Annotated in this window: 27 protein-coding genes; 12 read left to right on the top strand and 15 right to left on the bottom strand. The window is 47.3% G+C overall.

The window, feature by feature from the left end:
• Positions 1–5: 5 nt before the first annotated feature.
• Positions 6–1,559, bottom strand: a complete 1,554-nt coding sequence (gene murJ / locus QUD86_RS07665) for a murein biosynthesis integral membrane protein MurJ (RefSeq protein WP_286296387.1) — start codon at positions 1,557–1,559, stop codon at positions 6–8.
• Positions 1,560–1,713: 154 nt separating this feature from the next.
• On the opposite strand from murJ, the gene rpsT reads away from it, so the two are divergent.
• Entirely contained in the window at positions 1,714–1,980 is a 267-nt protein-coding gene (gene rpsT / locus QUD86_RS07660) for a 30S ribosomal protein S20 (protein ID WP_100379651.1), read from the top strand.
• 80 nt (positions 1,981–2,060) lie between these two features.
• Here rpsT and QUD86_RS07655 read toward each other — a convergent pair whose 3' ends face one another.
• Positions 2,061–2,369: a DUF3579 domain-containing protein gene (locus tag QUD86_RS07655; RefSeq protein WP_286296385.1), complete on the bottom strand. Its 309-nt coding sequence runs from the start codon at positions 2,367–2,369 to the stop codon at positions 2,061–2,063.
• A gap of 168 nt (positions 2,370–2,537) precedes the next feature.
• On the opposite strand from QUD86_RS07655, the gene argF reads away from it, so the two are divergent.
• Genes argF through ppnP form a run of 3 tightly spaced genes read left to right on the top strand, consistent with a single transcriptional unit; the run spans position 2,538 to position 5,091 of the window.
• Positions 2,538–3,476, top strand: coding sequence for an ornithine carbamoyltransferase (argF, locus tag QUD86_RS07650; RefSeq protein WP_286296383.1), 939 nt, complete (start codon positions 2,538–2,540; stop codon positions 3,474–3,476).
• Positions 3,477–3,500: 24 nt separating this feature from the next.
• Positions 3,501–4,733, top strand: a complete 1,233-nt coding sequence (locus tag QUD86_RS07645; protein ID WP_286296382.1) for an argininosuccinate synthase — start codon at positions 3,501–3,503, stop codon at positions 4,731–4,733.
• A 52-nt stretch (positions 4,734–4,785) separates the two neighbouring features.
• Complete coding sequence (gene ppnP, locus QUD86_RS07640; RefSeq protein WP_286296380.1) at positions 4,786–5,091, top strand: pyrimidine/purine nucleoside phosphorylase; 306 nt, start codon at positions 4,786–4,788, stop codon at positions 5,089–5,091.
• Between the two features lie 125 nt (positions 5,092–5,216).
• Here ppnP and QUD86_RS07635 read toward each other — a convergent pair whose 3' ends face one another.
• Together QUD86_RS07635 and QUD86_RS07630 are read right to left on the bottom strand one after the other, a co-directional pair.
• Positions 5,217–5,669: a DUF192 domain-containing protein gene (locus tag QUD86_RS07635; protein ID WP_286296378.1), complete on the bottom strand. Its 453-nt coding sequence runs from the start codon at positions 5,667–5,669 to the stop codon at positions 5,217–5,219.
• 106 nt (positions 5,670–5,775) lie between these two features.
• A complete protein-coding gene (locus QUD86_RS07630; protein WP_096672093.1) occupies positions 5,776–5,979 on the bottom strand; it encodes a cold-shock protein in 204 nt (67 codons plus the stop codon).
• 275 nt (positions 5,980–6,254) lie between these two features.
• Here QUD86_RS07630 and clpS point away from each other — a divergent pair, with 275 nt between their 5' ends.
• Together clpS and clpA are read left to right on the top strand one after the other, a co-directional pair.
• Entirely contained in the window at positions 6,255–6,611 is a 357-nt protein-coding gene (gene clpS / locus QUD86_RS07625) for an ATP-dependent Clp protease adapter ClpS (protein WP_286296376.1), read from the top strand.
• Positions 6,608–8,923: an ATP-dependent Clp protease ATP-binding subunit ClpA gene (gene clpA / locus QUD86_RS07620; protein WP_286296375.1), complete on the top strand. Its 2,316-nt coding sequence runs from the start codon at positions 6,608–6,610 to the stop codon at positions 8,921–8,923. The genes clpS and clpA overlap by 4 nt, the downstream gene beginning before the upstream one ends.
• 83 nt (positions 8,924–9,006) lie before the next feature.
• On the opposite strand, the gene dut is transcribed toward clpA, so the two are convergent.
• The 5 genes from dut to QUD86_RS07595 are packed head-to-tail and all read right to left on the bottom strand — an operon-like array spanning position 9,007 to position 15,040.
• Complete coding sequence (dut, locus tag QUD86_RS07615) at positions 9,007–9,456, bottom strand: dUTP diphosphatase (protein ID WP_286296374.1); 450 nt, start codon at positions 9,454–9,456, stop codon at positions 9,007–9,009.
• A 42-nt stretch (positions 9,457–9,498) separates the two neighbouring features.
• Entirely contained in the window at positions 9,499–10,710 is a 1,212-nt protein-coding gene (gene coaBC / locus QUD86_RS07610) for a bifunctional phosphopantothenoylcysteine decarboxylase/phosphopantothenate--cysteine ligase CoaBC (protein WP_286296373.1), read from the bottom strand.
• Positions 10,711–10,719: 9 nt separating this feature from the next.
• Positions 10,720–11,208: a signal peptidase II gene (gene lspA, locus QUD86_RS07605; RefSeq protein WP_286296372.1), complete on the bottom strand. Its 489-nt coding sequence runs from the start codon at positions 11,206–11,208 to the stop codon at positions 10,720–10,722.
• A 27-nt stretch (positions 11,209–11,235) separates the two neighbouring features.
• Entirely contained in the window at positions 11,236–14,115 is a 2,880-nt protein-coding gene (gene ileS, locus QUD86_RS07600) for an isoleucine--tRNA ligase (RefSeq protein ID WP_502928900.1), read from the bottom strand.
• Complete coding sequence (locus tag QUD86_RS07595) at positions 14,090–15,040, bottom strand: bifunctional riboflavin kinase/FAD synthetase (RefSeq protein ID WP_286296371.1); 951 nt, start codon at positions 15,038–15,040, stop codon at positions 14,090–14,092. Before QUD86_RS07595 ends, ileS begins: the two co-directional genes overlap by 26 nt.
• Before the next feature lie 61 nt (positions 15,041–15,101).
• Here QUD86_RS07595 and purN point away from each other — a divergent pair, with 61 nt between their 5' ends.
• From purN to QUD86_RS07580, 3 genes are read left to right on the top strand one after another with little or no spacing between them, the layout of a single operon-like run.
• Positions 15,102–15,731, top strand: a complete 630-nt coding sequence (gene purN / locus QUD86_RS07590; protein ID WP_286296370.1) for a phosphoribosylglycinamide formyltransferase — start codon at positions 15,102–15,104, stop codon at positions 15,729–15,731.
• Positions 15,728–17,350, top strand: coding sequence for an RsmB/NOP family class I SAM-dependent RNA methyltransferase (locus tag QUD86_RS07585; protein WP_286296369.1), 1,623 nt, complete (start codon positions 15,728–15,730; stop codon positions 17,348–17,350). The genes purN and QUD86_RS07585 overlap by 4 nt, the downstream gene beginning before the upstream one ends.
• Positions 17,351–17,380: 30 nt before the next feature.
• Entirely contained in the window at positions 17,381–18,580 is a 1,200-nt protein-coding gene (locus QUD86_RS07580) for a DesA family fatty acid desaturase (RefSeq protein WP_286296368.1), read from the top strand.
• A 97-nt stretch (positions 18,581–18,677) separates the two neighbouring features.
• On the opposite strand, the gene rpmG is transcribed toward QUD86_RS07580, so the two are convergent.
• The 3 genes from rpmG to radC all read right to left on the bottom strand — a co-directional run bounded on the left by rpmG (position 18,678) and on the right by radC (position 19,918).
• Complete coding sequence (gene rpmG / locus QUD86_RS07575; RefSeq protein WP_100379636.1) at positions 18,678–18,845, bottom strand: 50S ribosomal protein L33; 168 nt, start codon at positions 18,843–18,845, stop codon at positions 18,678–18,680.
• Between the two features lie 11 nt (positions 18,846–18,856).
• A complete protein-coding gene (rpmB, locus tag QUD86_RS07570; protein WP_011903570.1) occupies positions 18,857–19,090 on the bottom strand; it encodes a 50S ribosomal protein L28 in 234 nt (77 codons plus the stop codon).
• A gap of 150 nt (positions 19,091–19,240) precedes the next feature.
• Positions 19,241–19,918, bottom strand: coding sequence for a RadC family protein (gene radC / locus QUD86_RS07565; RefSeq protein ID WP_353506546.1), 678 nt, complete (start codon positions 19,916–19,918; stop codon positions 19,241–19,243).
• A 42-nt stretch (positions 19,919–19,960) separates the two neighbouring features.
• On the opposite strand from radC, the gene QUD86_RS07560 reads away from it, so the two are divergent.
• Positions 19,961–20,407 carry an FKBP-type peptidyl-prolyl cis-trans isomerase gene (locus QUD86_RS07560; protein ID WP_286296357.1) on the top strand — a complete coding sequence of 149 codons (447 nt, stop codon included), beginning with the start codon at positions 19,961–19,963 and terminating at the stop codon, positions 20,405–20,407.
• A gap of 3 nt (positions 20,408–20,410) precedes the next feature.
• Complete coding sequence (gene ispH / locus QUD86_RS07555) at positions 20,411–21,361, top strand: 4-hydroxy-3-methylbut-2-enyl diphosphate reductase (protein WP_502928861.1); 951 nt, start codon at positions 20,411–20,413, stop codon at positions 21,359–21,361.
• Between the two features lie 34 nt (positions 21,362–21,395).
• Here ispH and QUD86_RS07550 read toward each other — a convergent pair whose 3' ends face one another.
• Together QUD86_RS07550 and QUD86_RS07545 are read right to left on the bottom strand one after the other, a co-directional pair.
• Positions 21,396–22,601 (bottom strand): acetylornithine transaminase, encoded by a 1,206-nt coding sequence (locus QUD86_RS07550; protein ID WP_286298715.1) that lies wholly within the window; start codon positions 22,599–22,601, stop codon positions 21,396–21,398.
• Positions 22,602–22,655: 54 nt separating this feature from the next.
• The gene (locus QUD86_RS07545; RefSeq protein WP_286296353.1) at positions 22,656–23,720 is read right to left on the bottom strand and encodes a CDP-6-deoxy-delta-3,4-glucoseen reductase; all 1,065 of its coding nucleotides are present in this window, start codon (positions 23,718–23,720) and stop codon (positions 22,656–22,658) included.
• Between the two features lie 36 nt (positions 23,721–23,756).
• Between QUD86_RS07545 and QUD86_RS07540 the strand changes: the two genes are divergently transcribed.
• Positions 23,757–24,644 (top strand): SDR family oxidoreductase, encoded by an 888-nt coding sequence (locus tag QUD86_RS07540; protein ID WP_286296352.1) that lies wholly within the window; start codon positions 23,757–23,759, stop codon positions 24,642–24,644.
• Here the strand turns inward: QUD86_RS07540 and QUD86_RS07535 are convergent.
• Positions 24,625–26,397: a glutamine--tRNA ligase/YqeY domain fusion protein gene (locus QUD86_RS07535; RefSeq protein ID WP_286296350.1), complete on the bottom strand. Its 1,773-nt coding sequence runs from the start codon at positions 26,395–26,397 to the stop codon at positions 24,625–24,627. The genes QUD86_RS07540 and QUD86_RS07535 overlap by 20 nt on opposite strands.
• Between the last annotated feature and the right edge of the window lie 51 nt (positions 26,398–26,448).

Here is a 26,448-nt window from a genome sequence, read left to right as displayed (position 1 = left end):
AAAGGTTATTTTGCATGACGAAGAAATTTTTGCCAGCGAATTCCTATTAAGCCTAAGGCAAGAAAATAGGTGATCGCAGATGCCGCTAGCCATAAGGACAAAATGCCTATTCTTAACCAGGGTGTGGATTGCAGCGCAATCCAGTTATGGGTACTGGCGCCGTAATACAGCACTATTGTGAAGGGAATTAAGGCGAATAGAAGCTGACTTAAATACTTGAGCCAGGCTGCATTTGGAAGGGCGCCTAGGCGATGCAGTCCTACCCAGAGCAGTGCTGCGTTAAGGCATGCACCCACTCCAATGGATAGGGCTAAACCAGCGTGACCCAGCCAAGGTACAAACACGAGATTGGCTAATTGCGTTGCCACCAAAACCAATAAGCCGATTTTGACTGGAGTACGAATATTCTGCCTGGAATAAAAACCGGGCGCCAAGATCTTAATGAGGATCAGCCCAATTAACCCTATGCCATAAGCTGCCAATGCCCGTTGTGTCATTAATACATCTAGGGCATTAAATTTTCCATAGTGATATAGGACGGCCGCTAAGGGTTCGCCAAAAATCAAGAGTACAATGGCGCAGGGTGCCGCGAGTAAAAAAGTGAGTTGTAAACCCCAGATCAATAATTCACCGGCATGCACTAAGTCATTCTTGGCATTCGCTTTGCTCAAGCTAGGTAGTAGCACGGTACCCAACGCTACGCCTAAGAGTGCAGTGGGAAATTCCATTAAACGGTCGGCATAAGATAACCAAGATACGCTACCCGCAGGCAGGCGTGAGGCGATATTGGTATTAATGAGCAAGGAGATTTGAGCAACAGAGACGGCAAAGACTGCAGGCCCCATCAGCTTTAAGACGCGTCTGGCGTCTGGGTTTGTTATTGCCGCTTTGATTGCCCCCGGGAGAAGCCCAATCCGAGGGAGTAGTCCAATGCGTGCAAGAGCCGGAATTTGAATAGCCAGCTGTAACACTCCCCCCATAAGCACGCCAATACTAAGGGCGTAAATCGGTTGGTCAAGATAAGGGGATAAAAAGATTGCGCTCGTAATGAGCGCAACATTTAATAAAACAGGCGTAAAGGCCGGAATGGCAAAGCGCCCAAAGGTGTTGAGAATTCCTGCGGAGAGGGACACCATTGAAATGAGGCCGATATAAGGAAACATGATGCGCGTCATCACAATGCTGGCATCGTAGGCTTGCCCGCCTACAAATCCTGTAGCAATCACTAAAATCAGCAGGGGGGCGCCAATAACCCCCAGGAATACCGTGAGCAATAAGGCCCAAAATAAGAGGGTGGCAACGGCATTAATGAGGATTTGGGACTGTTTCAGATCCCCTTTACTGGAAATTTCCCCTAAAATTGGCACAAATGCCTGGGAAAATGCCCCTTCGGCAAAGAGGCGACGTAGTAGATTCGGTAGCCTGAAGGCCACGTTAAAGGCATCTGTCCACTCTGAGGCCCCAAAGCTACGCGCGATCAAAGTCTCTCTGAGCAGCCCAGTGATGCGGGACAGCATGGTGAGGGAACTGACCTTAGCGGCAGCGGAAAGCAGGTTCATGGGCTGATTTTCACCTATTTATCAGGTGGCTGGGCTTTTTTGATGCTTTACTGTAAAATCTTGGGTTTTGGTGAGTCAGCTTATAAATTGGCGAACCCACGCAGATTTCCAGTTAATCGTATTTTGTAATTTTTTTATAGAGCAAGGTTTAAAGATGGCCAATACCGCACAAGCGCGTAAACGCGCACGGCAGGCAGTAAAACAGAATGAGCACAACTCCAGTTTGCGTTCTAAGCTTCGTACTTCCATTAAGGCAGTTCGCAAAGCTATTGAAACTGGTGACAAAGATGCTGCAGCTAAAATATTTGCTGCAACACAATCAACAATCGACAAGATTGCGGATAAGAGAATTGCTCACAAAAATACAGCCTCACGTCAGAAGTCACGTTTGTCTGCTGCAATCAAAGCCATGGCTGCGTAAAGCGGTTCAGTTTCAGGCAGGCTCTTTAGTGATTTGAGTCTAAGCCCGCTCCTTATCAGAGCGGGTTTTTGTTTTTAAGGCTAGGTTTGTGATTTTGGTTCAAACTCACACGCTTCTTCGATGGGCAGCTGATTGTCTTTAGCAAAATTCAAGACAAAGTCCAGCGCTCTTGGATCAAGTTCTCTTAGTCTGGTATCAATCACAACGCATTTCACCTGCGCAATGATTACTGGTCTGACATAAGGTGAGTAGGTAAAACGGGGATCGCCCAAGTCACCTGGTGGGCGAAAATGAGCCATTACCCCGCAAAGACGCTCGGCCCAGTCGCTGGGACGAAATGGCTTCCCGGCAGTAGTGATGCCCTGAATAAAAAGCTTTTTGTGGTTCAAGTGTGAGTAAATATTGAGGCGTCGTTATAAACGTAGCAGTTAATTAGTAATGCTCAGCTTAACAGTTTTGTAATTATTTAAAGTTAATTTTTGTAATTATATGAGTGCAGTTTGAAGTCCCAAAAAATGCAAGCTTAACCTCTAGTAGAAAGCTCAATGATGACATCTATGGCAAAGCCCCCAATTCCTGGCCAGGTGAGGCATTACTTGCAATTTGCTGACCTGACGCGCGAAGAATACGATTACTTACTTAAACGTTCTGCTTGGTTAAAGACGAAGTTTAAGAGTTATGAGACTTGGCATCCTTTGCATGATCGCACGCTAGCCATGATCTTTGAAAAGCATTCCACCCGTACACGCCTGTCCTTTGAGGCGGGCATACACCAGCTTGGTGGCCACGCTGTCTATCTCAATACCCGCGACACCCAGTTAGGTCGTGGTGAGCCTGTAGAGGACGCTGCGCAGGTGATATCAAGAATGACCGACATCATCATGATCCGCACCTTCGGGCAGGACATTATTGAGCGTTTTGCGGCCAATTCTCGTGTTCCCGTAATTAATGGTTTGACCAACGAATACCACCCATGCCAAGTGTTAGCAGACATCTTTACCTTTGTAGAGGCCCGCGGCCCTATTCAGGGTAAAACAGTTGCTTGGGTCGGAGATGCCAATAATATGGCGTACACCTGGATACAAGCGGCTGAGTGCCTTGACTTTCAGATACGGTTCTCTGCTCCAGAGGGATATCAGTTAGACAGCTCAAGATTAACCAGCGCTGCCTTAAATCATTTAACGGTTTGCGTAAGCCCTAAAGAAGCATGCAAGGACGCTGACTTAGTGACCACGGATGTTTGGACCAGCATGGGATACGAGGCTGAAAATGCTTCCCGAATGCATGCCTTTAAAGAGTGGATGGTTTCAACACAGCTGATGGGACTCGCTAAACCAGATGCCTTGTTTATGCATTGCTTACCGGCGCATCGAGGCGAAGAAGTGTCAGCGGAAGTGATAGACGGATCTCAGAGTATTGTTTGGGAGGAAGCCGAAAATCGCCTTCATGTCCAAAAGGCACTAATGGAGTATTTGCTGTGTGGTCGTTTAGATTAATTTATTTTTGATTGAATAGAAATTATGTCTGATATTAAAAAAGTAGTTCTAGCGTATTCCGGCGGTCTTGACACCAGTGTGATCTTGAAATGGCTTCAAGATACTTATCAATGCGAGATCGTTACATTTACTGCCGATCTTGGCCAGGGTGAAGAGCTTGAGCCAGCGCGCGCCAAAGCCTTGCAATTTGGCATTAAGCCAGAAAATATTTTTATTGATGATTTGCGTGAAGAGTTTGTGCGCGATTTTGTGTTCCCGATGTTTCGTGCCAATACGATTTATGAGGGCGAGTATTTATTGGGCACCTCGATTGCACGTCCTTTGATTGCAAAACGTCAAATTGAGATCGCCCGCCAAACTGGCGCCGACTCTGTATCGCATGGCGCTACAGGTAAGGGTAATGATCAGGTACGTTTTGAGTTGGGTTATTACGCCTTAGAGCCGGGAATCAAAGTTATCGCCCCTTGGCGCGAATGGGATCTACTTTCCCGTGAGAAGCTCATGGCCTATGCTGAAAAGCACGGCATTCCTGTTGAGATGAAACATAAGCAGGGCGGTTCACCTTATTCAATGGACGCCAATCTCTTGCATATTAGTTATGAAGGTCGTCATTTAGAGAATCCCAATGCTGAAGCTGAAGAGGCTATGTGGCGTTGGACCACCTCTCCTGAAAAAGCCCCAGATGCGGCGCAAATTATTGAAATTGAATTTCGTGCTGGTGATCCAGTAGCTATTGATGGCAAGACCTTTAAGCCACATGAGTTGTTGGCTGAGCTCAATCGTATTGGTGGGATACACGGTATCGGCCGTTTAGACTTAGTGGAAAATCGCTTTGTTGGTATGAAGAGTCGCGGCTGCTATGAAACCCCCGGCGGCACAATATTACTCAAAGCCCACCGCGGTATTGAGAGTATTACCCTAGATCGGGAGGTAGCCCACCTTAAGGATGATTTAATGCCACGCTATGCCAGCCTGATTTATAACGGCTTATGGTGGGCGCCAGAGCGCCTTGCATTGCAGACATTGATTGATCATACTCAGCAGATGGTGAATGGCGTTGTACGCTTGAAGTTATACAAGGGTTCTGTATCGGTGATTTCCAGGGACTCGGCTAATACCTTGTTCGACCAGACTATCGCCACCTTTGATGATGATGGCGGCGCTTATAACCAGGCTGATGCCGGTGGATTTATTAAGCTTAATGCCTTACGCATGAGAATTGCTGAAACGGCAAGACGTAAGCGTGCTCAAAAATAATGATTCATAAGTCATATTAAGATAGCTAACCATCTAATAAGAAAGTGTAAAGATGCAATTTGATCAAGTTTCAGTAGTTAAAAAAGCCAATGTATTTTTTGATGGCAAGTGTGTATCCCACACGATTACCCTTGCAGATGGCACTCGTAAGTCTGTTGGCGTAGTTTTACCTAGCACCTTACGCTTTGATCTCATCGTGAAGGAAATCATGGAAGTGGTCGATGGTAATGCGTTTGTTAGCATCAACGGCGCTCCTGAGCTTGAATTTAAAGCGGGCCAGAGCTGGGAAGTTGAAAAGGGTGGTTATTTCATTATTCGTGCGGAGACGCCTGTGCATTACGTTTGCCACTTTGATTAAGTGGTGAGCATGCCCAGTAGTGAAGTAGTGAAGTAGTTAAGTAGTTAGGTAGTTAGGTAGTAAAGGCAAAACGCAGACCTCGGTCTGCGTTTGTTATTTTTGGCTCATGCCAGCGCAGGGTTCGACTACCTGATTTTAGGTAGACCCTGAATGACCGTGCCGGGAACCAGCACTCTATCTGAGAACCACTGCTTGTTCATTTCCAGGGCATAGCGAACGGCAGCCTTAGGGCAGTGATTATTGGTGGTGTCTGCCTGCATCTCCTCAACATTGACGATCTTGCCATCATCTGCAAGAAATGCGATTGATAGTGGAATTTTAGTATTGTTCATCCAAAAGCAGTGCCCTGCTTTTTGTTCAAAAATAAATAGCATGCCTGAATTACTTGCCATGCTTGTGCGATTCATGAGGCCAACTTCACGCGCCTTGGGTGAGTCCGCTAGCTCGGCTTGTATGCGGTAGATGCCTACTTTTAGTTCGATGCTTTGTAGGCCTACATTTTGTTGCGCAAATACGGGTGCCGTAAATAGAGCGGCAGCCAAAGAGAAAAGTAGTAGTGGGGCTTTAAGTGCGTGCATGATGTATTGGATAGTCGATACTAAAGTTGCTGAGAGTTAGGGCAAATTGCAGGCGAAAAAAAACCCAGGAGCAAGTCCTGGGTTTCTCATAATGATCTAAGGACGATCAAGCACCTTGGATGTTGGTAGCTTGCTTGCCTTTAGGACCTTGGGTAATGTCAAACGTTACCTTTTGGTTTTCCTTGAGGGTTTTAAACCCAGGCATTGTGATTGCGCTGAAATGCGCAAACAACTCTTCTTCACCATCATCAGGCTTGATAAATCCAAAACCTTTTGCATCATTGAACCACTTAACAATTCCGGTCGCCATGCGAACTCCATTACATAAACTTAAAACAACCGTGATGAGGGTGAATACTTTTTAATCAGTCTCGCTCTACAACACGCCTAAATAGGACCTTAAAACCGTCCTACCCCTTGATTGTTTGCCCTTTACGGTGGGGTGTCAAGGGGTAAAGTGAATATAGTTGTTAGTTAACCCCCCTTTTTTTATCGAAAAATGCCCCAATATGCTTTAAACAGGGTTTCATTGATGGTTTTTTGCCACATTTCCCCTAAAACCCTATTTATATATCTGTGTTTAGAATGCTTCTCATGAGTCGTACAACGAAAAACCCTACGGTTGGTAACCCAAATAACCCTTATATTGAAGACACCATTCTTCTCGAGAAGCAGGCCGAGAAAGTTAAAGCGCCCTCGATGTATAAAGTTTTACTATTGAATGACGATTACACGCCGATGGAGTTTGTGGTGATGGTAATTCAAGAGTATTTTAATCAGAGTCAAGAGTCGGCTACACGCATTATGTTGCAGGTTCATTTGGTTGGCAAAGGCGTCTGCGGTGTGTTTACACGAGATGTTGCGGCAACAAAAGTGCATCAAGTTATTGAACTCTCGCGAGAAGCGGGTCACCCACTACAGTGCACTATGGAGGAAGCATGATTGCCCAAGAATTAGAAGTGAGTTTGCACATGGCGTTTGTTGACGCAAGAGCCTCAAGACATGAGTTCATCACGGTGGAGCATTTATTGGCCGCCTTGCTAGATAACGCTTCTGCAGTGGAGGTCTTGAAAGCCTGCGCTGTGAATATTGCCGAGCTTCGCTTACAGCTCAAGAATTTTATTAATGACAACACGCCAGTCGTTCCTGGTAATGATGAGGTCGATACTCAACCCACTCTAGGTTTTCAGCGGGTTATTCAGCGCGCCATCATGCATGTTCAATCAAGCTCAAGCGGAAAAAAAGAAGTCTCAGGTGCAAATGTACTTGTCGCTATCTTTGGTGAAAAAGATTCCCATGCGGTTTACTTCCTGCAACAGCAAGGCGTAACGCGTTTGGATGTAGTGAATTTTATTAGCCACGGCGTGCGCAAAGATCAAGCCGAGCAGGCTAAACCTGCGGAATCTACTCCTGATGCTGAGGATCCATCCGCCGGCGGCAAAGAAAGCCCATTGGAGCAGTACACTCAAAATCTGAATGTCTTGGCTAAGCAAGGCAAGATTGATCCTCTGATTGGGCGCGATAGTGAAGTGGAGCGCGTGATACAAATTTTGTGTCGTCGCCGTAAAAATAATCCATTGCTGGTCGGTGAAGCTGGCGTTGGTAAAACAGCGATCGCCGAAGGTTTGGCATGGCGCATTGTCAAAGGGGATGTCCCAGATATTTTGGCCGATGCTACCGTCTACTCTTTAGATATGGGTGCGTTATTAGCGGGCACTAAATATCGCGGTGATTTTGAGCAGCGCTTGAAGGGGGTACTGAAGTCCTTAAAAGACAACCCTCATGGGGTTTTATTTATTGATGAAATTCATACCCTCATTGGTGCTGGCGCGGCCTCTGGTGGGACATTAGATGCTAGTAATCTACTCAAGCCTGCCTTATCTAATGGGCAGCTAAAGTGTATTGGCGCAACTACGTTCACTGAGTATCGTGGCATTTTTGAAAAAGATGCTGCCCTATCCCGTCGCTTTCAAAAAGTCGATGTGGTTGAGCCAACTGTAGATCAAACGGTACAAATTTTACGTGGCCTCAAATCTCGCTTTGAAGAACACCACAGCGTTAAATATGCTTCAGCTGCGTTAGTAGCTGCAGCTGAACTATCTGCACGTTACATTAATGATCGCCATTTGCCTGATAAGGCGATTGATGTGATTGATGAAGCGGGTGCCGCCCAACGTATCTTGCCTAAGTCTAAGCAGAAGAAAACAATCGGTCGTCAAGAAATCGAAGAAATCGTGGCAAAGATTGCACGCATACCGCCACAGTCTGTTTCAGTTGACGATCGTAGTAAGTTACAAACCTTGGATCGTGATATCAAGAGCGTAGTGTTTGGCCAGGATCCTGCAATTGAGGTCTTGGCTAGTGCGATTAAGATGACTCGCGCTGGACTTGGAAAAATTGATAGGCCTATTGGCTCCTTTTTATTCTCTGGCCCTACCGGTGTTGGTAAGACCGAGGTAGCTAAGCAGCTTGCCTATATTTTAGGTATTGAACTTGTGCGTTTCGATATGTCCGAATACATGGAGCGGCATGCAGTGAGTCGGTTAATTGGCGCCCCTCCAGGCTATGTTGGCTTTGACCAAGGTGGCTTGTTGACTGAGGCGGTAAATAAGAAGCCCCATTGCGTACTTTTACTAGATGAAGTTGAAAAAGCCCATCCAGACATTTTTAATATTCTGCTGCAGGTAATGGACCACGGCACTTTAACGGACAACAATGGTCGCAAGACGGACTTCCGCAATGTCATCATCATTATGACTACCAATGCTGGTGCAGAGGCTATGCAGAAGTCAGTGATCGGCTTTACGAATGCCCGTGAGTCCGGTGATGAGATGGCGGATATTAAGAAATTCTTTACCCCAGAGTTCCGTAATCGTCTGGACGCAATTGTTTCTTTCAAGGCATTGGATGAGAGCATCATCATTCGTGTTGTAGATAAGTTTTTGATGCAGTTAGAAGAGCAATTGCATGAGAAGAAAGTCGACGCATCATTCAGTCCAGCATTACGTGCGCACTTAGCCAAACATGGGTTTGATCCGCTGATGGGTGCAAGGCCAATGCAGCGCATCATTCAAGACACGGTACGTAAGGCCCTGGCTGATGAGCTGTTATTTGGTAGGCTGGCACAAGGTGGGCATGTGGCAGTCGATATTGATGCTGACGGTAAGGTGCAATTAGAGTTTGATGCACCGATAGTTTCCGGTAAAGCGCCGAAGACGCCTAAGGCTGATGTTGCCCCGGCTGAAGAGATGTAAAAGCGTTGTTCAGAGTAAAAAGGTCGCCTGTAGGCGACCTTTTTTATTGTCAATGCAAGACCAGCGCTACTATGGTTTAGGGTCTAGGATCTTCCAGTACTGCCGAAGCCGCCAGCACCACGACTGCTTTGCGTAAACTCCTCAACGACTTTGAGTTCCACCTGCTGAACTGGCATCACTACTAGTTGGGCTAGGCGCTCCATTGGCTCTAGTCGGAATTGAGTTGATCCACGGTTCCAAGTACTCACCATGAGTTGGCCCTGGTAGTCAGAATCAATTAATCCTACTAGGTTGCCCAGTACGATGCCATGCTTGTGCCCAAGACCTGATCGCGGCAGAATAAAAGCAGCATATCGAGGGTCTTCAACATAAATTGCTAAACCGGTTGGAACCAGCACAGTTTGACCTGGGGCAATATCGATTGCTTCATCGATGCAGGCCCGTAAATCAAGACCTGCACTACCAGGCGTACCGTAAGCGGGTAACTGATCGCGCATGCGTTCATCGAGAATTTTGATTTGAAGTGATTGCATGGGATTTCCTAAAGCAAGGGATGAGAATGTTTGCGAAGTCTTTTAAATCTTTTTGGCAACCAGCTGAATAAGCTGGCGTGCAAGATCTATTTTTTCAGCTTTAGCTATTTTCTTGCTGCCACGCTCATCAATCACCAGTAATTGATTTAGATCGCTTCCGAACGTATCTGGGCCGATATTGCCTACGATCATCGGGATGCCTTTACGCTCACGCTTCTCTAGGGCATGGGCTTGTAAGTCAGTGGATTCTGCAGCAAAGCCAACGCAGTAGGGGTGTGGTTTACCAGCCCTAGCCTTGGCAGTCTTAGCAACCTCTAAAAGGATGTCTGGATTAGTAGTGAACTCTAGAGTTGGGGCTTTATTACCCTGACGTTTGATTTTATCTTTAGCGGGCCTAGCAACACCCCAGTCAGCAACCGCAGCTACTGCAAAGAACACGTCATAGTCTTTAGTGTTCATCACAGCAATATGCATTTCTTTAGCGCTTACTATATCGCTGCGAATGATCTTCCCAGTCGCTAGTAGTGGCGTAGCCAAGTCGCAAGGGCCAGCAATCAAATGCACCTCTGCACCAGCTTCAATCGCTGCTCGTGCAATTGCAAAACCCATTTTTCCGGAACTGCGATTCGTCAGTCCGCGCACCGGATCCATTGCTTCAAAGGTAGGGCCAGCAGTTATTAATACTTTCTTACCAGCTAGACTTTTCTTTTGAAAGAATGCAATCAGTTGCTCAGTGATTTCTATTGGCTCAAGCATGCGACCCAAGCCAACTTCACCACAGGCCTGGAAACCGCTAGCAGGACCCAAGAGGGCGACACTATCTTCCGTAAGGCGCTGCACACTTCTTTGTGTGGCAGCATGCTCCCACATTTGTTTATTCATGGCTGGCGCAAGCAGTAGTGGGCAATCTCGAGCCAAGCAAAGCGTACTAAGTAAGTCATCTGCAAGACCTAAGGAAAGCTTTGCCATGAGGTCGGCACTTGCCGGCGCAACTAAGATGGCATCGGCAGTCCTAGAGAGTTCAATATGGGCCATATTGTTGGGAATACTGCTATCCCATTGGCTGGTGTATACCGGGTTACCCGTTAGGGCTTGCATGGTAACTTGCGTTACAAACTGCTGGGCAGCTTGTGTCATGACCACCTGAACGCTTGCACCCTCTTGCATAAGCAAGCGCGCTAGTTCTGCAGACTTATAGGCTGCAATCCCCCCAGAAATACCCAAGACGATTTTTTTATTCAAAAGTGATTGCATGGCGCCAGCTTAAAGGGGATTAGTCGATTTGCCAAATGATCTTCGCAGCTCACCCCAAATTATCAGGCCAGCACCAATGCAGATGGCACTATCGGCGATATTAAATGCAGGCCAGTGCCAGTTTTGGTAATGCACGTCAATAAAGTCCACCACAGCACCATACATGATGCGATCTAAGACGTTGCCTAAGGCGCCACCCAAAATGAGGCTCAAGGCCCAGCAAAGCAGCCTGTCTTCTTGGCTCTTGTACAGCAGCCACAAAATATATGCGGAAGCGAGCAAGCCAAGAATGGTAAAAAACCAGCGTTGCCAACCAGAACTTTGAGCAAGAAAAGAAAAAGCGGCGCCGGGGTTCATGAGCAGCAACCAATTTAAAAATGGTAGAACTGGCTCTGGCACACCCATTTGTAAATTACCTAACGCCGACCATTTGCTGAGTTGATCTAAGAGTAAGGTAATCGTGGCAATCGCTAGGTAACGCAAGAAGGATAGACTCATGACATTTGGTATTGTATTTAGGTGGGCCTAGGCGAACAAGCGGGCTTCGCCATCACCAAAGATATTGCCAATACAGCGGCTACATAGTTCGGGATGTTCGGTATTGATACCAACATCATGGATGTGGTGCCAGCATCGACCGCACTTCTTGTACTGACTTCCGCGAACAAGCACCTCTAAGCCACCACTGCTCAGTTCAATATTGGCAGAGGAGGTGATGGTGACAAAGCGCAAATCGTCTTCTAAAGAGTGCAGAATCGCAAAGTCCGCATCTGCCACTTTAATAGTGAGCTCAGCTTGTAAGGAAGACCCGACATGACCTGCCTCACGCTCAAGCTCAATGGCCTTAGTAACTTCAGAACGAATTTCTCGAACGCGATTCCATTTAGCCAATAACTCGCTTGCATGATCGATGATTGGGAAGGCGCCGAATTCTTCCATGAAAATGGATTCAGTAGCGGTGCTATCTGCACCCTGGGGTAGTGCTGTCCAAGCTTCTTCAGCAGTGAAAGATAGGAAGGGAGAGAGCCACTTTAATAAGTTGCGCGTGATGTGAAAGAGCGCATTTTGCGCTGCACGACGCTCTTTGGAATCGGGTGCGCTGGTATATAGCCGGTCTTTGAGAATATCCAAGTAAAAGCCACCTAGATCTTCGGAGCAGAAGCTCAGCATCTTCACTACTGCCGGCTGAAACTCATATGCCTGGTAGTGAGTCTGCACTTCGTCTTGTAGTTGCTTAGCCATAGCGACTGCATACCGATCAATCTCAAGCCAGTCGCTTGGAGGCATCGCATGCTTGCTGGGATCAAAGTCCGATAAGTTAGCCAATAGGAAGCGCAAGGTGTTGCGGATACGGCGATAGCTTTCCGTTACCCGCTTGAGAATCTCATCTGAAATAGTCATCTCACCAGAGTAATCAGTGGAGGCTACCCATAAACGAATGATTTCTGCACCCAACTTATCGGCGACTTGTTGGGGGGCAACCACATTGCCTACGGATTTACTCATTTTTCGGCCTTGACCATCCACAGTAAAGCCGTGGGTCAAGAGTGCCTTGTAAGGAGGCTTGCCATCAAGCATGGCCCCAGTGAGTAAGGAGGAATGAAACCAGCCGCGATGTTGATCCGAACCCTCTAAATACAAATCAGCTAAACGACCATCCGCATTTTCAGATTCAGGGCGATAAAGCTTCTCACGATGTGAACCGCGAATGACATGCCAATGGGTTGTTCCAGAATCAAACCAAACATCTAAGGTGTCACGATTCTTCTCGTAATAAGTAGCTTCGTCACCCAGTAGTTCCGCAACTTCTAATCTCTGCCAAGCCTCGATACCTTCTTTTTCTACTCGCTTAGCAATGTCCTCTAAAAGCGCAACAGTCCGCGGATGTGGCTCACCACTCTCTTTATGGACAAAGAAGGCCATAGGAACGCCCCATTGACGTTGGCGTGACAAGGTCCAATCAGGACGATTGGCGATCATGCTGTTTAAACGTTGCTTGCCCCATGCGGGGAAGAACTCAGTAGCTTGGATGCCCGCAAGCGCTGTCTCGCGTAAGCTAGCCTTGCCATCAGACGGCTTCTTATCCATGCTGGCAAACCACTGTGACGTTGCCCGGTAGATAATCGGCGACTTATGGCGCCAGCAATGCATGTAGGAATGGGTATAGGTTTGATCCCGAAGCAAGCTTCCTGCTGTACGCATTGCTTCCACAATCTTCGGATTGGCCTTCCAAATATATTCGTTAGCAAATAATGGAAGCCAAGAGGCATATACGCCATTACCCATAACAGGATTGAGAATATCGTTATCTGCGAGCTGATTGGCTTTGCAAGATTTAAAGTCTTCCTCGCCATAAGCGGGGGCAGAGTGCACGACACCAGTACCCGTATCTAGAGTGACGTACTCGGCTGGATAAATGGGAGCAAGGCGTTTATAGCCATCATCTAAAGATGCCAGGGGATGCCAAAAAGAAATATTGGCTAATTGATTGCCTAAGCATGATGCAATTACATTGCCTTCAAGACCGTAATCCGTCAAACAAGTCTCAACGCGATCTTTAGCCAAAATCAATAACTTGTCACCAGTGTCCACTAAGGCGTAGGTAAGTTCAGGATGTACGTTGAGCGCTTGATTAGCAGGAATAGTCCATGGAGTAGTAGTCCAGATGACAATCATTCCTGGCTTGTTTGGCAGCTCATCAATGCCAAATGCGCTGGCAATGCGAGTGCGCTGCGCATCATCAAATGCAAAGCCGACATCGACAGTGGGATCAGTCTTATCTTGGTACTCGACTTCAGCCTCAGCGAGCGCTGATCCACAATCAAAGCACCAGTTCACGGGTTTTAAGCCGCGATAGACATAGCCTTTTTCCCAGATTTTTCCCAGAGCACGAATTTCATCCGCCTCATTACGAAAATTCATAGTGAGGTAGGGATCGCTCCAGTCACCCAAGACGCCTAAGCGTTCAAAGTCTGTTTTTTGTTTGTCAATTTGAACTTGCGCGTATGCACGCGCTTTAGCTTGTACTTCAGCCGTCGGTAAGTTTTTGCCAAATTGCTTTTCAATTTGAATTTCAATTGGCATGCCATGACAATCCCAGCCTGGCACATAGACAGAGTCAAAACCCATTAACCAACGGGATTTAATAATCATGTCTTTCAGAATTTTATTTACTGCATGACCAATATGGATGTCACCGTTGGCATAAGGAGGGCCATCGTGCAAGATAAATTTTGGTTGATGTGCATGAGCCGCACGAATTTTTTCATAGAGCTTATTTTTCTGCCATTGCGCAACCCATTGCGGCTCACGCTTAGGAAGATCGCCTCGCATAGGAAACGATGTCTCGAGTAGGTTAACAGGGTAAGAATTTTCTTTTTCAGACATGATTTTTTTTCTGGAAATAATTTCTGGCATGCGCTGCATCTGATGCAATCGCTTTGGTAAGGGTGTCGAGATCGGCGTACTTCGCTTCATCTCGAACTTTTTCTAGCAGCTCTACGGTAATCACTTTGCCATAGATATCAGCGCTGTAATCGAAGATGTGGGTCTCAAGCAATACACGCCCTGAATCTTCTACGGTTGGTCTTACCCCAAGGCTAGCAACAGCCGGAAGTGGTTGATCACTCAGACCTAATACTTGAGCAACAAAAATACCGCTCGTAGCGGGCTTACGGTGATGAAGATGGCTAGCGACAGCTAAGTTCAAAGTGGGAAATCCTAAAGTACGACCTAACTTTTGCCCATGAATGACGTGCCCTGAAATGCCATAAGGCCGCCCTAATAATTTACTGGCACGTTCCATTTCACCACTTGCTAATGCTTGGCGTAATGCAGAGCTAGAAATACGAATTCCATTTTCAGAAACCGTATTAATACTCGAAACCTCAAAGCCATATTTTTCACCGGCTGTTTTTAGGCTTGCAAAATTACCAGCCCGTTTTGCGCCATAACAAAAATCATCGCCAATCAAAATCCATTTTGCATTGAGTCTTTTGACAATAATTTCAGAAACAAATTCTTCTGGCGTGAGGCGTGCAAAAGCAGCATTAAAGTGCTCCACTACCACTCGATCAATTCCGAGCTTGGCAAAGGCGGCCAATTTGTCACGTAAATTTAAAATACGCGGGGGAGCTTGCTCAGGAGAGAAGAATTCTTTGGGGTGCGGCTCAAATGTCATGACGCAGCTGACTAAGCCTCTTGCTTGAGCATCCGCCTTCAGTTGCTGCAAAAGGGCGGCATGACCCCGATGCACGCCATCAAAATTACCAATGGTTAGGGCACAAGCGGGTCCTGCAGAAAAAGAGGTGGGGCCTCGAAATACATTCACTGAGCGTTCACTTCACGTTAACTTAGTCGCTTAAAAGGTAGCCTTCAATTATATTGTGGGCATGCCTTCAATCGTCACCTTAATCTCTGGCCGCGGATCTAATTTCGAGGCTATCGTCAAAATAGCCCAAAAAGAGCAATGGCAGGTCACATTTGCCGGGGTCATTGCCAACCATTCTGAAGCTAAAGGCCTTGATTTTGCTCGCTCTCAGGGTATCCCGGCCTTTATTATTGAACATCGGGAGCACTCCTCTCGCGAATCCTTTGATGCCGCTTTAATTGAGAAAATAGATGCCTTAGGGGCTGATTTAGTGGTTTTAGCCGGCTTTATGAGAATTTTGACGCCAGCCTTTATTCGTCATTTTGAGGGCCGACTGATTAATATTCATCCTGCATTGCTGCCAGCCTTCCCGGGATTGCATACCCATCAGCGCGCTTTAGAGGCTGGAGTGTCAGAACACGGGGCAACTGTGCATTTTGTCACCGAAGGGGTAGATGAGGGGCCGATCATTTGTCAGGCCTCAGTTCCAGTCCTTGCGGGTGATGATGAAAAGAGCCTTTCGGGGCGAGTTTTAGCTGCTGAGCATCAAATTTACCCGCGGGCCGTAAAATGGTTCCTTGATGGACGATTGCGAATAGACGGTAATCAAGTTCAGTTACAACCACCGGAGTCGCAATTAATAAAATTATGAGTAAAGAACGTTCCCCCCGCAGCACTAGCTCCAGCCCCAGATCAGGGCCACGTTTAGGCGCCCAAAAGAGCTACGCCACAAAATCCAAAGACCCTTTGCGCCGCCCTGAGCGACGCAATGCGAGCGGCAACATCATTGCTCCCGAAGGACAAAAAAACTTTTCCAATGCAAGAGCATTGCCACAGCACGCTATCCATTTAGAGCGCTTACTTCCTGAGTTGTTGAGCTTCGAGCAACCGGCTGATCGTGTTGTCAGTCGTTATTTTCGGGCTGAACCCCAATTAGGCAACCGAGATCGCGCTCTGATTGCAGAGAGTGCTTTTGCTATTTTGCGTCGTAAAAATGAGTTCTCTCAATTTGCTGTAAGTGGTGAAGGGTCGCAAGCAAGACGTTTAGCCCTATTGGGTTTGCTGTCTGCTTTGACTGAGGGTGGCCTGGGCTCTGCTAATCGTGCAGAGAGTGGTATCGCTGATTTAGCGCACGTCTTAAAGACTGGTGAGTATGAGTGGTTGCAACGCTTTGCGATGATCGATCCTACGACACTCAATCCATTAGTTAGCAATAACCTACCCGAGTGGCTTTGGGATGCTTTTGGCAAATATCCTGGCGAAGAAACCCGTGAAGCATTGGCTAAATGTTTGATGCATCCCGCATTGCTCGATTTACGTGCCAACACCATGAAAACTACTCGCGAGCAGTTGCTCGTTGAGATGAATGCGTTAGGCGGACGTTATCAAGCGATTCCGACCCCTTATGCCCCTGATGGTGTTCGTATTATGGGCAAACCTGCACTGCAAAATACAGTAGGTTTTAAAGCGGGTATGTTTGAGGTTCAGGACGAAGGTAGCCAGTTGTTGGCCCATCTGCTCGCACCAAAGCGTGGCGAGATGGTAGTGGACTTTTGTGCCGGCGCCGGCGGTAAGACTTTAGCTATTGGAGCGATCATGCGCTCTACAGGGCGTTTGTACGCTATGGATACATCAGAGCGTCGCTTGGCTAATTTAAAGCCAAGGCAGGCTCGTAGCGGCCTTTCTAATGTACATCCGGTATGGATTGATAGTGAGAATGACTCTAAGATCAAGCGTCTAGCGGGAAAGATTGACCGAGTTCTAGTAGATGCGCCTTGTAGCGGCATGGGAACACTGCGCCGCAACCCTGATTTGAAGTGGCGTCAAACACCGACAGGTGTCTTAGAGCTCAATCAAAAACAGATGAACATTTTGAGCTCTGCTAGCCGCCTACTCAAACCAGGGGGCCGACTGGTTTATGCCACATGCAGCTTATTGCCCCAAGAAAATCAAATGATTGCAGAGGCGTTTTTGGCAAAACACCCTGATTTTGAGGTGGTTCCCGCAGCACAAGCACTTCGCCCCTTATTTCCTAAGGAAGCCATGCCTTTAGGTTGTAGCGCTGATAATCCTTATTGGCAGTTATGGCCGCATATTCATGGGACAGATGGCTTCTTTGGTGCCGTGTTTCAAAAAAAGGCTTCTGCAGTAGCGCCCAAATCAGACGCTAAGCCCTTAAAAGAGGGTGCTGAGATAACGGTTGATGCTGTGGTACCTGAGGCAAAAGACCCGCCCGCTAAGCGCAAGAAAGCCAGTAAAGCACTAAAATAAAGGTTTAAATCTTTCATTAGGAACCCTCTTTTGGATACTGTTTCATATTCAGGTTTTGATGTGTTGCTCCACTGGGTAGCCAGTGGTTACTTGGATTGGTCTTGGTGGCAAATCCTGGTCTTCACTTTAGCGGCAACGCACATCACGATTGCTGCAGTAACCATCTTTTTGCACCGATGCCAGGCACATCGTGCATTAGATCTGCACCCAATCATGTCTCACTTTTTCCGTTTTTGGCTTTGGCTGACGACGGGTATGGTGACTAAAGAGTGGGCAGCCATTCATCGTAAGCACCATGCTAAGTGCGAAACCGTAGATGATCCTCATAGCCCTCAGATATTGGGCATTGCTACTGTCCTCTCTCGTGGAGCAGAGCTATACAAAACAGAATCCCGCAATCAAGAAACTTTGGCGAAGTTTGGCCACGGCACGCCAGATGATTGGCTCGAGCGCAATGTTTACGCCAAGTATTCTTGGCAGGGAGTAGCGCTGATGCTAGTTATTGATGTGTTCTTGTTTGGTGCTATTGGATTAACAGTCTGGGCAGTACAGATGCTGTGGATTCCGATTACGGCCGCTGGCATCATTAATGGTATTGGTCATTACTGGGGTTACCGTAATTACGATTGTGCAGATGCTGCGACTAACATCTTTCCATTGGGCATTTTGATTGGCGGTGAAGAGCTGCATAACAACCATCACACCTTTGCCACCAGCGCCAAGCTGTCCAACAAATGGTACGAATTTGATATTGGTTGGCTCTACATTCAAATGATGAGTGCTGTAGGTCTAGCTAAGGTCAAAAAGACCTCACCTAAGCCAGTATTGAGCCACTTACGACCTGCAGACCAAAGCACGCTTGAAGCCATTTTGATCAATCGATATGAGATCATGGCGCGCTACAGTAAGACCTTGCGTAGCTTTTTTACCAACGAAGTGCAGCACATGCAGGTATTAGCAGCACATCTAAAAGATGCGCGTGATTGGCTGAGTAAAGATGAAGCGCGATTGTCTGAGGCAGAAAAACACAAGCTTGAAGAGTTGATGGCAAGTAATGCGCAATTGCGAATAATGATTGAAATGCGACGCGATCTGCAGGCAATTTGGAGTCGCTCTAACGCTACTGGCGATCAGTTAGTCGTGCAGCTACATACCTGGTGCCAACGCGCTGAAGAGAGCGGCCTTAGTAGCCTACGTGACTTTTCATTGCGGCTGCGCCGTTACGGATAGGTAGCACTGCTTGAACAGCGCTTTAATTTAAGCAATAAAAAACCCGCTGATGCAGCGGGTTTTTTATTTGGTGAAGTAACTAAAACTAAAAGCAGCTTTACTTCAACTTTGTTTCTTTATAAGCAACGTGCTTGCGAATAGTGGGGTCATACTTCATGAGCTCCATTTTCTCAGGCTTTGTACGCTTGTTTTTGGTAGTCGTATAGAAGTGACCAGTACCAGCTGATGACTCTAACTTGATTTTTTCTCTGCCGCCTTTAGCCATTTTTGTGCTCCTTAAATTTCGCCACGTGCGCGTAGATCAGACAACACAGCATCAATGCCGTTTTTGTCGATTACACGCAAACCAGCATTGGTTAAGCGCAAGCTAATCCAGCGGTTTTCAGATTCAACCCAGAAACGACGATTTTGCAAATTCGGCAAAAAGCGACGCTTCGTTTTATTGTTTGCATGGGATACATTGTTGCCAACCATCGGCTTCTTCCCAGTGACTTGGCAAACTTTTGCCATGACGTAACTCCATTAATTGCGAAAAGAAAATATTGTATCAGTCTCAGCTAGTTTTGATCTAGCCCTATTTCACTTTAGTTTTGATGATCGTACAAAAGGGCTGACATGAGACGCTTAAAATTTTATATAAGTTAGTGATTACTTTCGTTTTTAATAAATATCCATAAGACCTGCATCCGAAAACGAGTAAAAACCACTGCTACTTACGATGCAATGATCTAAAAGTGAAATATCCACCAATTGCAGGGCTTTGCAAAGCATTTGCGTTAATTCTTGATCGGCGACACTGGGAAGGGGGCTGCCGCTTGGATGGTTATGCGCCACGATAAGTGCGCTAGCGTTGCGAGCTAAGGCTTCCTTGAGGATCTCTCGGGGATAGACGGTTGTATGGGTTAACGACCCTCTAAAGAGCTCCTGGCACTCGATGAGGTGCAGGCGGGAGTCTAAGTGAAGGCAGAGGAAGATTTCATGGGGGAGGCGCCCAAATTTAGCCTGTAAAAACTCTATCACATAGCTGGGCGATGAAAAGATGGAGTCTTGAGTCAGACTTTCTTCCAGACTTCGCTTGACCAGCTCATAAGCCGCCTGAATCTGCGACCACTTAGAGATGCCCATGCCATGAATTTGGATTAAATCTTCAGGGGTGCAGGACAGCAGGCGGGGTAGGCTACCAAAATGGTACAAAAGATCCTCTGCCAGTGCCACCGCGGTTTTTCCTTTTACCCCCACCCTTAAGAAAATGGCGAGTAGTTCAGCATCTGTCAGTGCTGGCGCACCTAAAGCCCTTAGCTTTTCGCGAGGCTGCTCCATTTTTGGCCAGTCTGTAATGGGGGTATGCGCAGATAGGTCGGGTCTAGATACAATAACCTTATGACTAAGCTTACTGTTTTGCCCAATTCCTTCTTGACCCTCAACTATCGCTTGACCTTGCCCAGCGGGGAGGATTACATCAATACGTTTGTCGATCGTCCTGCGACGGTGATGATGGGGTCGGGTCAATTTGCGCCTTGTTTTGAAAGTGTCTTAATGGGATTGGGTGTGGGTGAAAAGAAAAGTGCTTTGCTACCACCAGAAGAAAGTTTTGGTGAGCGCAAGGAAGAATTAATTCAGTGGGTTTCCTTGGGAGCCCTCAAAGAGGGGCGCGATGACGATGCACAATTTAATCCGGGTGATGTGATCGAGTTCAATGCCCCCGGAGGCGCGCAATACGCGGGAGTCTTGCAATCGATCAACGAAGAGGGCGCTTGGTTTGATTTCAATCATCCGCTGGCTGGTAGACCGGTGACCTTTGAAGCTGAAATTGTTGCTATTCTTTAACTGATGCTCTCTATGACGAATCCAGACTCTCCAGAAATTTTGATGGCTCAGCCGCGCGGTTTTTGCGCAGGCGTTGATCGCGCAATTAATATTGTCAATGAAGCATTGACACGCTTTGGTGCACCGATTTATGTTCGCCATGAGATCGTGCATAACGCTTACGTAGTCAATGAGTTGCGTGAAAAGGGTGCCGTGTTTGTGGATGAACTGCATGAAGTTCCCAAAGGCGGCATTGTGGTGTTTAGTGCGCATGGAGTTTCCCAAGAGGTGCGCAGGGACGCTCAATCGCGTGGACTGCAAGTCTATGACGCTACATGCCCTTTGGTCACGAAGGTCCATCTTGAAGTGGTCAAGATGAGTAAGGATGGATTTACGATTTTGATGATTGGTCATGCCGGGCATCCAGAGGTTGAAGGTACGATGGGGCAGGTAGAAGCCGGCTTGCACCTGATCGAGAAAGTGAGCGATGTGGCAAAACTGCCTTTTGCTCAGAACGAAAAAATGGCTTTTGTTACGCAAACTACCCTCTCTGTAGATGAAACAAAAGAAATTGTTGAGGCATTGACAATCAAGTTTCCCAATATTGTTCAACCCCGTAAGCAAGATATTTGCTATGCCACACAAAATCGGCAGGATGCTGTGAAATTTATGGCGCCCCAAGTTGAGGTAGTAATTGTGGTGGGTAGTCAGGCAAGTTCAAACTCTAATCGCTTGCGTGAATTGGCGGAAAAGTTAGGTGTTCCTGCTTACATGGTCGATGCGCCTGAACAGCTACAGGCAGAGTGGTTCGTGGGTAAGAAGCGGATAGGACTCACCGCGGGAGCATCAGCACCGGAGAGCTTGGCACAATCGATTGTTGCCAAGATTCAATCGTTTGGGCCCCGAAGTATCCGAAATCTAGAGGGTGTTGTGGAGGATGTTACTTTCTCATTACCCAAAAATTTAGTGGATTAAAAAAATGAAGGGGTCTGAATTTAGACCCCTCTTTTTATTTGGTGGCTAGCTGTAGTAGCTCTCGCAACATAGCGCACATTTGCCGTATCTCATCATCACTCACGTTAAGTGCTGGCATGAAGCGCAACAAATTAGGCCGCGGTGAATTAATGAGCAAACCTTCAGGATTACGATCACGTGCCAGCTCGACTAATTTAGGGCCAATGTCACTGCTCAGTTTTAAGGCCCGCAATAAACCTTCCCCACGCTCACCATCTAGATGAAACTCTTTAGAAAGAATCAGCAACTCTTTGCTGAGTAACTCCCCTTTAGCACGGACGGACTCTAAAAATCCTGGTGCCAGAAGTTGCTCAATCACACTTGCACCTACAGCGGTCATTAGCGGATTGCCGTTATAAGTTCCACCTTGGTCGCCAGGCACAAAACAGGCCACAGCATTGGTAGCCAATAGCGCGGCTAAGGGTACGCCCCCACCAATACCTTTGCCCAGGGTCATGATATCTGGTGCGATGTCGTAATGTTGGTATGCAAATAACTTACCAGTACGCCCGCAGCCGGCCTGCACTTCGTCAACTATCAGCAGAATATTATTTTCTTTGGTGAATTGACGCAGGCCTTGCATAAATTCTGAAGTAGTGGGGATGACACCGCCCTCACCTTGAACGGGCTCTAACATCACTGCCACGGTTTTATCGGTCACTAATTTTTTGACGGACTCCAAGTCATTTAACTCCGCCTTCGGAAATCCTGCTACCTGAGGGGCGAACATCGTATCCCAACCCGGCTTTCCAGACGCACTCATCGTAGCTAAGGTGCGACCATGAAAACTATGGTCAAAGGTGATAATTTCAAAGGCGCCCGATTTATTCATTTGCCCCCATTTGCGTGCTAACTTAATCGCTCCTTCATTGGCCTCGGCACCACTATTGGCGAAGAAGACTTTGTCAAAGCAACTGTTATCAGTCAGTAGATTCGATAAACGAATCATGGGTTCGTTATAGAAGGCAGGGCTTGGATTGATGAGTTTTTTGGCTTGCACGTTTAATGCTTCAATCATTCCGGGGTTGCTGTGGCCAAGACAGTTCACGGCCCACCCTTGTAAAAAATCCAAATAGCGCTTGCCGTGGTTATCGGTCAGCCAGGAGCCCTTACCCTCAACCATAGTTAATTCTGGCCGTGGGGTGATAAACATCACAGATTGAGCATCGATTGATTGGTCTGACTTGTCTGACTTATGCATATTGCTTGTATATATTGACTGAGTGGAATCGCTCATAGTTTCTCATGATCATGTTTAGTTTGCTGCTGATTTAGCAACTAAGTCAGGAACTAAGTCAGCAGCACTAGTAAAGGAGTCAGCAAAGAACTCCTCCTCAGGCAAGCCACACTGTGCATGGAAGTCCTGGCGGGCAGCGCTGACCATCACAGGGGCTCCACACGCGTATATCTGAAAGCCTGCTAGGTCAGCATGGTCTGCCATGACCGCTTGGTGAACAAAACCGGTACGCCCAAGCCACTGATCCTCTGGGAGGGCATTCGAGATTACGGGGATGTAGTGCAGCTCTGGAATTTCCTTGGCCCAGCGCTTACAAAGCTCATCTAGGTAGAGGTCTCCTGGGCGACGGCCACCCCAATATAAGTGAATTGGCCTAAGAATCTGCTTATGCTGCATCTGCTCAATGATCGATTTAATCGGTGCGAAACCTGTGCCTGCTGCAACAAAAATAATCGGCTTCTTGGAGTCTTCTCTCAGAAAAAAGCTACCTAAGGGACCCTCGAAGCGCAAGATATCCTTTTCTTTGAGGGCTGGTTCGGTTGCCCCAAAGACAAAATCCGTAAAGAGGCCGCCTGGTAAATGCCGAAGATGCAACTCTAGAGGGCCATCTTGAGCGGGGGCATTTGCGATAGAGTAAGCGCGGCGCTGGCCATCTTTTAATAAAAATTCGACGTATTGCCCGGCTAGAAACTGAAAGCGCTCGCTCGCTGGAAGCTGTAGTTTTAGTATCGCAACATCTTCACTAGGTTTGCTAATGGTATTAACGCGGCAAGGTACTTTACGAATTGCGATATCTCCAGCCCCTTGAACCTCGCGTGCTTCTATCAGAATGTCAGACTGAGGATGGGCGCAGCAAAACAAAATAGAGCCCGCAAGCTCATCGGCTGGGCTCAAGGCCGCAGCACTATGCTGACCATGCTCCACATGACCCTCTAGAATTTTGCCCTTACAAGACCCGCAGGCGCCGTTCTTACAGCCATAAGGCAAGGTAATGCCATGCTGTAGAGCCGCCTCAAGGATGGTCTCATCTTTGCCAACACAAAATTGTTTGCCGCTCGATTTGAGCGTGACCTGGTAAGACACTCTCATTCCTTTCAATAAATCGTTACGATATGACTTATGCAATCTTTTGGTAAACCCCGAATTCTGATCATCGGCTGCGGCGACATCGGTATGCGTGTCGCAAAGCAGCTATTCCAGAGTCATCGCGTATTCGCCTTAACTTCCCAGAAAACCCGTTTTCAGGAATTGAGAGACGTTGGCGCGATTCCGATCCTGGGGGATTTAGATAAGCCCGAGAGTTTATGGCGTCTCAGCGGCTTAGCAGAAACCATCATTCACTTGGCACCACCTCAAAACACAGGCCATCGTGATTACCGAACTCGCAACCTGATTCAAATTTTATCCCAAGGCGGTAATGCTGTCAGGCGGCTGATTTATATCAGTACTACAGGCGTCTACGGCAATCATCATGGCGGCAAGGTGAGTGAGCTCACCCCAGTAAATCCGCAAAGCGAGCGCGCTAAGCGACGAGTGCATGCTGAGCGCGCTTTGCGCCTATGGGCACCTGCTCATGGGGTTGCTTTAACGATTTTGAGGGTACCTGGCATTTATGCTCTTGATCGTTTGCCGGTAGAGCGTATTCAGTCTAGGACTCCCGTCTTATTGCCAGCTGAAGATGCTTATTCCAATCATATTCAAAGCGATGATTTGGCAAGGCTGATTTGTGCTGCTATTTTTCACGGTAAACCGCAACGCGTAATTAATGCCTGTGATGGTGAAGAAGCCAAAATGGGGGATTATTTTGATGAGGTAGCAGATGCCTTTGGGCTCGATAGGCCTCCACGATTACCCTCCGCAGAAATAGAGAAAATAGTATCCCCTATGTTGTGGTCTTTCATGAGGGAGTCCAGGCGAGTAGGTAATGCGCGACTGAAAGAATTGAAAACGCCCCTACACTATCCCAGCGTGGCAGTATTTCTCAAAACTATTTCCAGGAATCTTTAAGACCTACTGTGCGGTTAAATACGGGTTTACCGGGTGCTGAGTCTAATTGATCGGCAATAAAGTAGCCATGGCGTTCAAACTGAAAGCGCTCCCCCGCTTTTACCTCTTTCATACAAGGCTCTAAATAAGCAGTGATTGTTTGCTTTGAATTGAGATTAATCGCTTCTAAGAAATTCTTATCCCCACTATCTGGATGTGGATCATTAAACAGATGGTCGTATAGCCGAACCTCTGTAGGGATCGCTTCCGCCGCACTAATCCAGTGAATATTACCCTTTACTTTGTAGTTATTTGAGCCAGGGGTTCCGCTCTTACTATCGGGGAAGTGGGTAGCATTGACTTGAGTCACATGGCCATTGGCATCGAGCTCATAGCCTGTGCATTCAATAACAAAGCCATGACGTAAGCGAACACGTCCACCTGGCTCATTACCTACTGGTGGGTAGAGTCTAAAGAAACCCTTCACAGGATCTTGCATAAAGTCATCGGCCTCAATCCACAAATCACGGGTGAACTGAAATTCCCGATTACCCCACTCAGGATGTTGTGGATGGCGTGGCGCAGAGCAGGACTCAGAAGCCGAGGCATCGAAGTTTTGAATCACGAGCTTAAGGGGCTTGAGGACTGCAGTAGCTCTTGGTGCTTTCGCTTCTAAATCATCTCGCAAGGCTTGATCTAGGGTACTCATATCAATCCAGCTATCTGCTTTTGAAACGCCGATGCGCTCACAAAATAAGCGAATACTTTCAGGGGTATAGCCTCTGCGACGAATGCCGACGATGGTTGGCATGCGAGGATCATCCCAGCCATCCACCCTTTTTTCTTCTACGAGTTGCAGTAATTTTCGCTTACTGGTGATGGTGTAGGTCAGATTAAGGCGAGCGAATTCATACTGGTGTGGCACTGGGGTTTTAAAAATCCCCAACTCTTGTAAGGAGCTAATGATCCAGTCATAGAGCGGCCGATTGTTTTCAAACTCGAGCGTACAAATGGAGTGCGAGACGCTCTCTAGCGCATCTGAAATACAGTGCGTGAAATCATATAAGGGGTAGATGCACCACTTATTACCAGTGCGGTGATGCTCTGTATGACGAATGCGGTAGACCACAGGATCGCGCATCACGATATTGGGATGCGCCATATCAATCTTGAGTCGAAGCACATGCTCACCATCCTGATAGCGCCCCTCTTGCATCTCCCTAAAGAGTGCAATATTTTCTGCTGGTGTCCGTTCGCGATGAGGGCTATTTTTCCCCGCTTGGCCAAAGTTGCCGCGATTTGCATGAATTTCATCGGCACTTTGACTATCGACATACGCTTTTCCATTCTCAATAAGCGCTTGGGCAAAGGCATAGAGCTGGTCAAAATAATCACTGGCATGGTAAAGATGAGTGCCCCAATTAAATCCAAGCCATTGGACTGCATCCAAAATACTATCAGCGTACTCGACATCCTCTTTTACGGGGTTGGTGTCGTCCAGGCGCATATTGCAGCGGGCACCACCGGCTTGCTGCTGGTAATCATTTGCTAGGCCAAAGTTGAGGCAAATACTTTTGGCATGACCAATATGAAGATAACCATTGGGCTCAGGCGGAAAGCGCGTAATGATGGAGGGAATTGCTTGTCCATTTCGATCAGTGCGCTGTTGATAGGCTCCACTAGCCAGATCATGGTCAATGATCTGCCGCAAAAAGTTTGAGGGCTCGGCAACCGCGCCGATCGTGGACTTGGATGGTTTGCTATCTTGGGACATAGAAGCATTGTAGAGAAAAGCCTTGCCCATAAAGAAAAAGCCCGCAAACAG

The sequence above is a fragment of the Polynucleobacter sp. TUM22923 genome (assembly GCF_030295705.1).
Lineage (GTDB): Bacteria > Pseudomonadota > Gammaproteobacteria > Burkholderiales > Burkholderiaceae > Polynucleobacter.
The sequence above is the reverse complement of the archived record's forward strand: the minus strand, read 5'-3'. Positions and strand labels throughout refer to the sequence as shown.

Excerpts from the sequence above, each read along its gene's own strand:
- murJ (WP_286296387.1), bottom strand. The coding sequence starts at position 1,559 with ATGAACCTGCTTTCCGCTGCCGCTAAGGTCAGTTCCCTCACCATGCTG.
- rpsT (WP_100379651.1), top strand. The coding sequence starts at position 1,714 with ATGGCCAATACCGCACAAGCGCGTAAACGCGCACGGCAGGCAGTAAAA.
- argF (WP_286296383.1), top strand. The coding sequence starts at position 2,538 with ATGGCAAAGCCCCCAATTCCTGGCCAGGTGAGGCATTACTTGCAATTT.
- QUD86_RS07645 (WP_286296382.1), top strand. The coding sequence starts at position 3,501 with ATGTCTGATATTAAAAAAGTAGTTCTAGCGTATTCCGGCGGTCTTGAC.
- ppnP (WP_286296380.1), top strand. The coding sequence starts at position 4,786 with ATGCAATTTGATCAAGTTTCAGTAGTTAAAAAAGCCAATGTATTTTTT.
- QUD86_RS07635 (WP_286296378.1), bottom strand. The coding sequence starts at position 5,669 with ATGCACGCACTTAAAGCCCCACTACTACTTTTCTCTTTGGCTGCCGCT.
- QUD86_RS07630 (WP_096672093.1), bottom strand. The coding sequence starts at position 5,979 with ATGGCGACCGGAATTGTTAAGTGGTTCAATGATGCAAAAGGTTTTGGA.
- clpS (WP_286296376.1), top strand. The coding sequence starts at position 6,255 with ATGCTTCTCATGAGTCGTACAACGAAAAACCCTACGGTTGGTAACCCA.
- clpA (WP_286296375.1), top strand. The coding sequence starts at position 6,608 with ATGATTGCCCAAGAATTAGAAGTGAGTTTGCACATGGCGTTTGTTGAC.
- dut (WP_286296374.1), bottom strand. The coding sequence starts at position 9,456 with ATGCAATCACTTCAAATCAAAATTCTCGATGAACGCATGCGCGATCAG.
- coaBC (WP_286296373.1), bottom strand. The coding sequence starts at position 10,710 with ATGCAATCACTTTTGAATAAAAAAATCGTCTTGGGTATTTCTGGGGGG.
- lspA (WP_286296372.1), bottom strand. The coding sequence starts at position 11,208 with ATGAGTCTATCCTTCTTGCGTTACCTAGCGATTGCCACGATTACCTTA.
- purN (WP_286296370.1), top strand. The coding sequence starts at position 15,102 with ATGCCTTCAATCGTCACCTTAATCTCTGGCCGCGGATCTAATTTCGAG.
- QUD86_RS07585 (WP_286296369.1), top strand. The coding sequence starts at position 15,728 with ATGAGTAAAGAACGTTCCCCCCGCAGCACTAGCTCCAGCCCCAGATCA.
- rpmG (WP_100379636.1), bottom strand. The coding sequence starts at position 18,845 with ATGGCTAAAGGCGGCAGAGAAAAAATCAAGTTAGAGTCATCAGCTGGT.
- rpmB (WP_011903570.1), bottom strand. The coding sequence starts at position 19,090 with ATGGCAAAAGTTTGCCAAGTCACTGGGAAGAAGCCGATGGTTGGCAAC.
- QUD86_RS07560 (WP_286296357.1), top strand. The coding sequence starts at position 19,961 with ATGACTAAGCTTACTGTTTTGCCCAATTCCTTCTTGACCCTCAACTAT.
- ispH (WP_502928861.1), top strand. The coding sequence starts at position 20,411 with ATGCTCTCTATGACGAATCCAGACTCTCCAGAAATTTTGATGGCTCAG.
- QUD86_RS07550 (WP_286298715.1), bottom strand. The coding sequence starts at position 22,601 with ATGCATAAGTCAGACAAGTCAGACCAATCAATCGATGCTCAATCTGTG.
- QUD86_RS07540 (WP_286296352.1), top strand. The coding sequence starts at position 23,757 with ATGCAATCTTTTGGTAAACCCCGAATTCTGATCATCGGCTGCGGCGAC.
- QUD86_RS07535 (WP_286296350.1), bottom strand. The coding sequence starts at position 26,397 with ATGTCCCAAGATAGCAAACCATCCAAGTCCACGATCGGCGCGGTTGCC.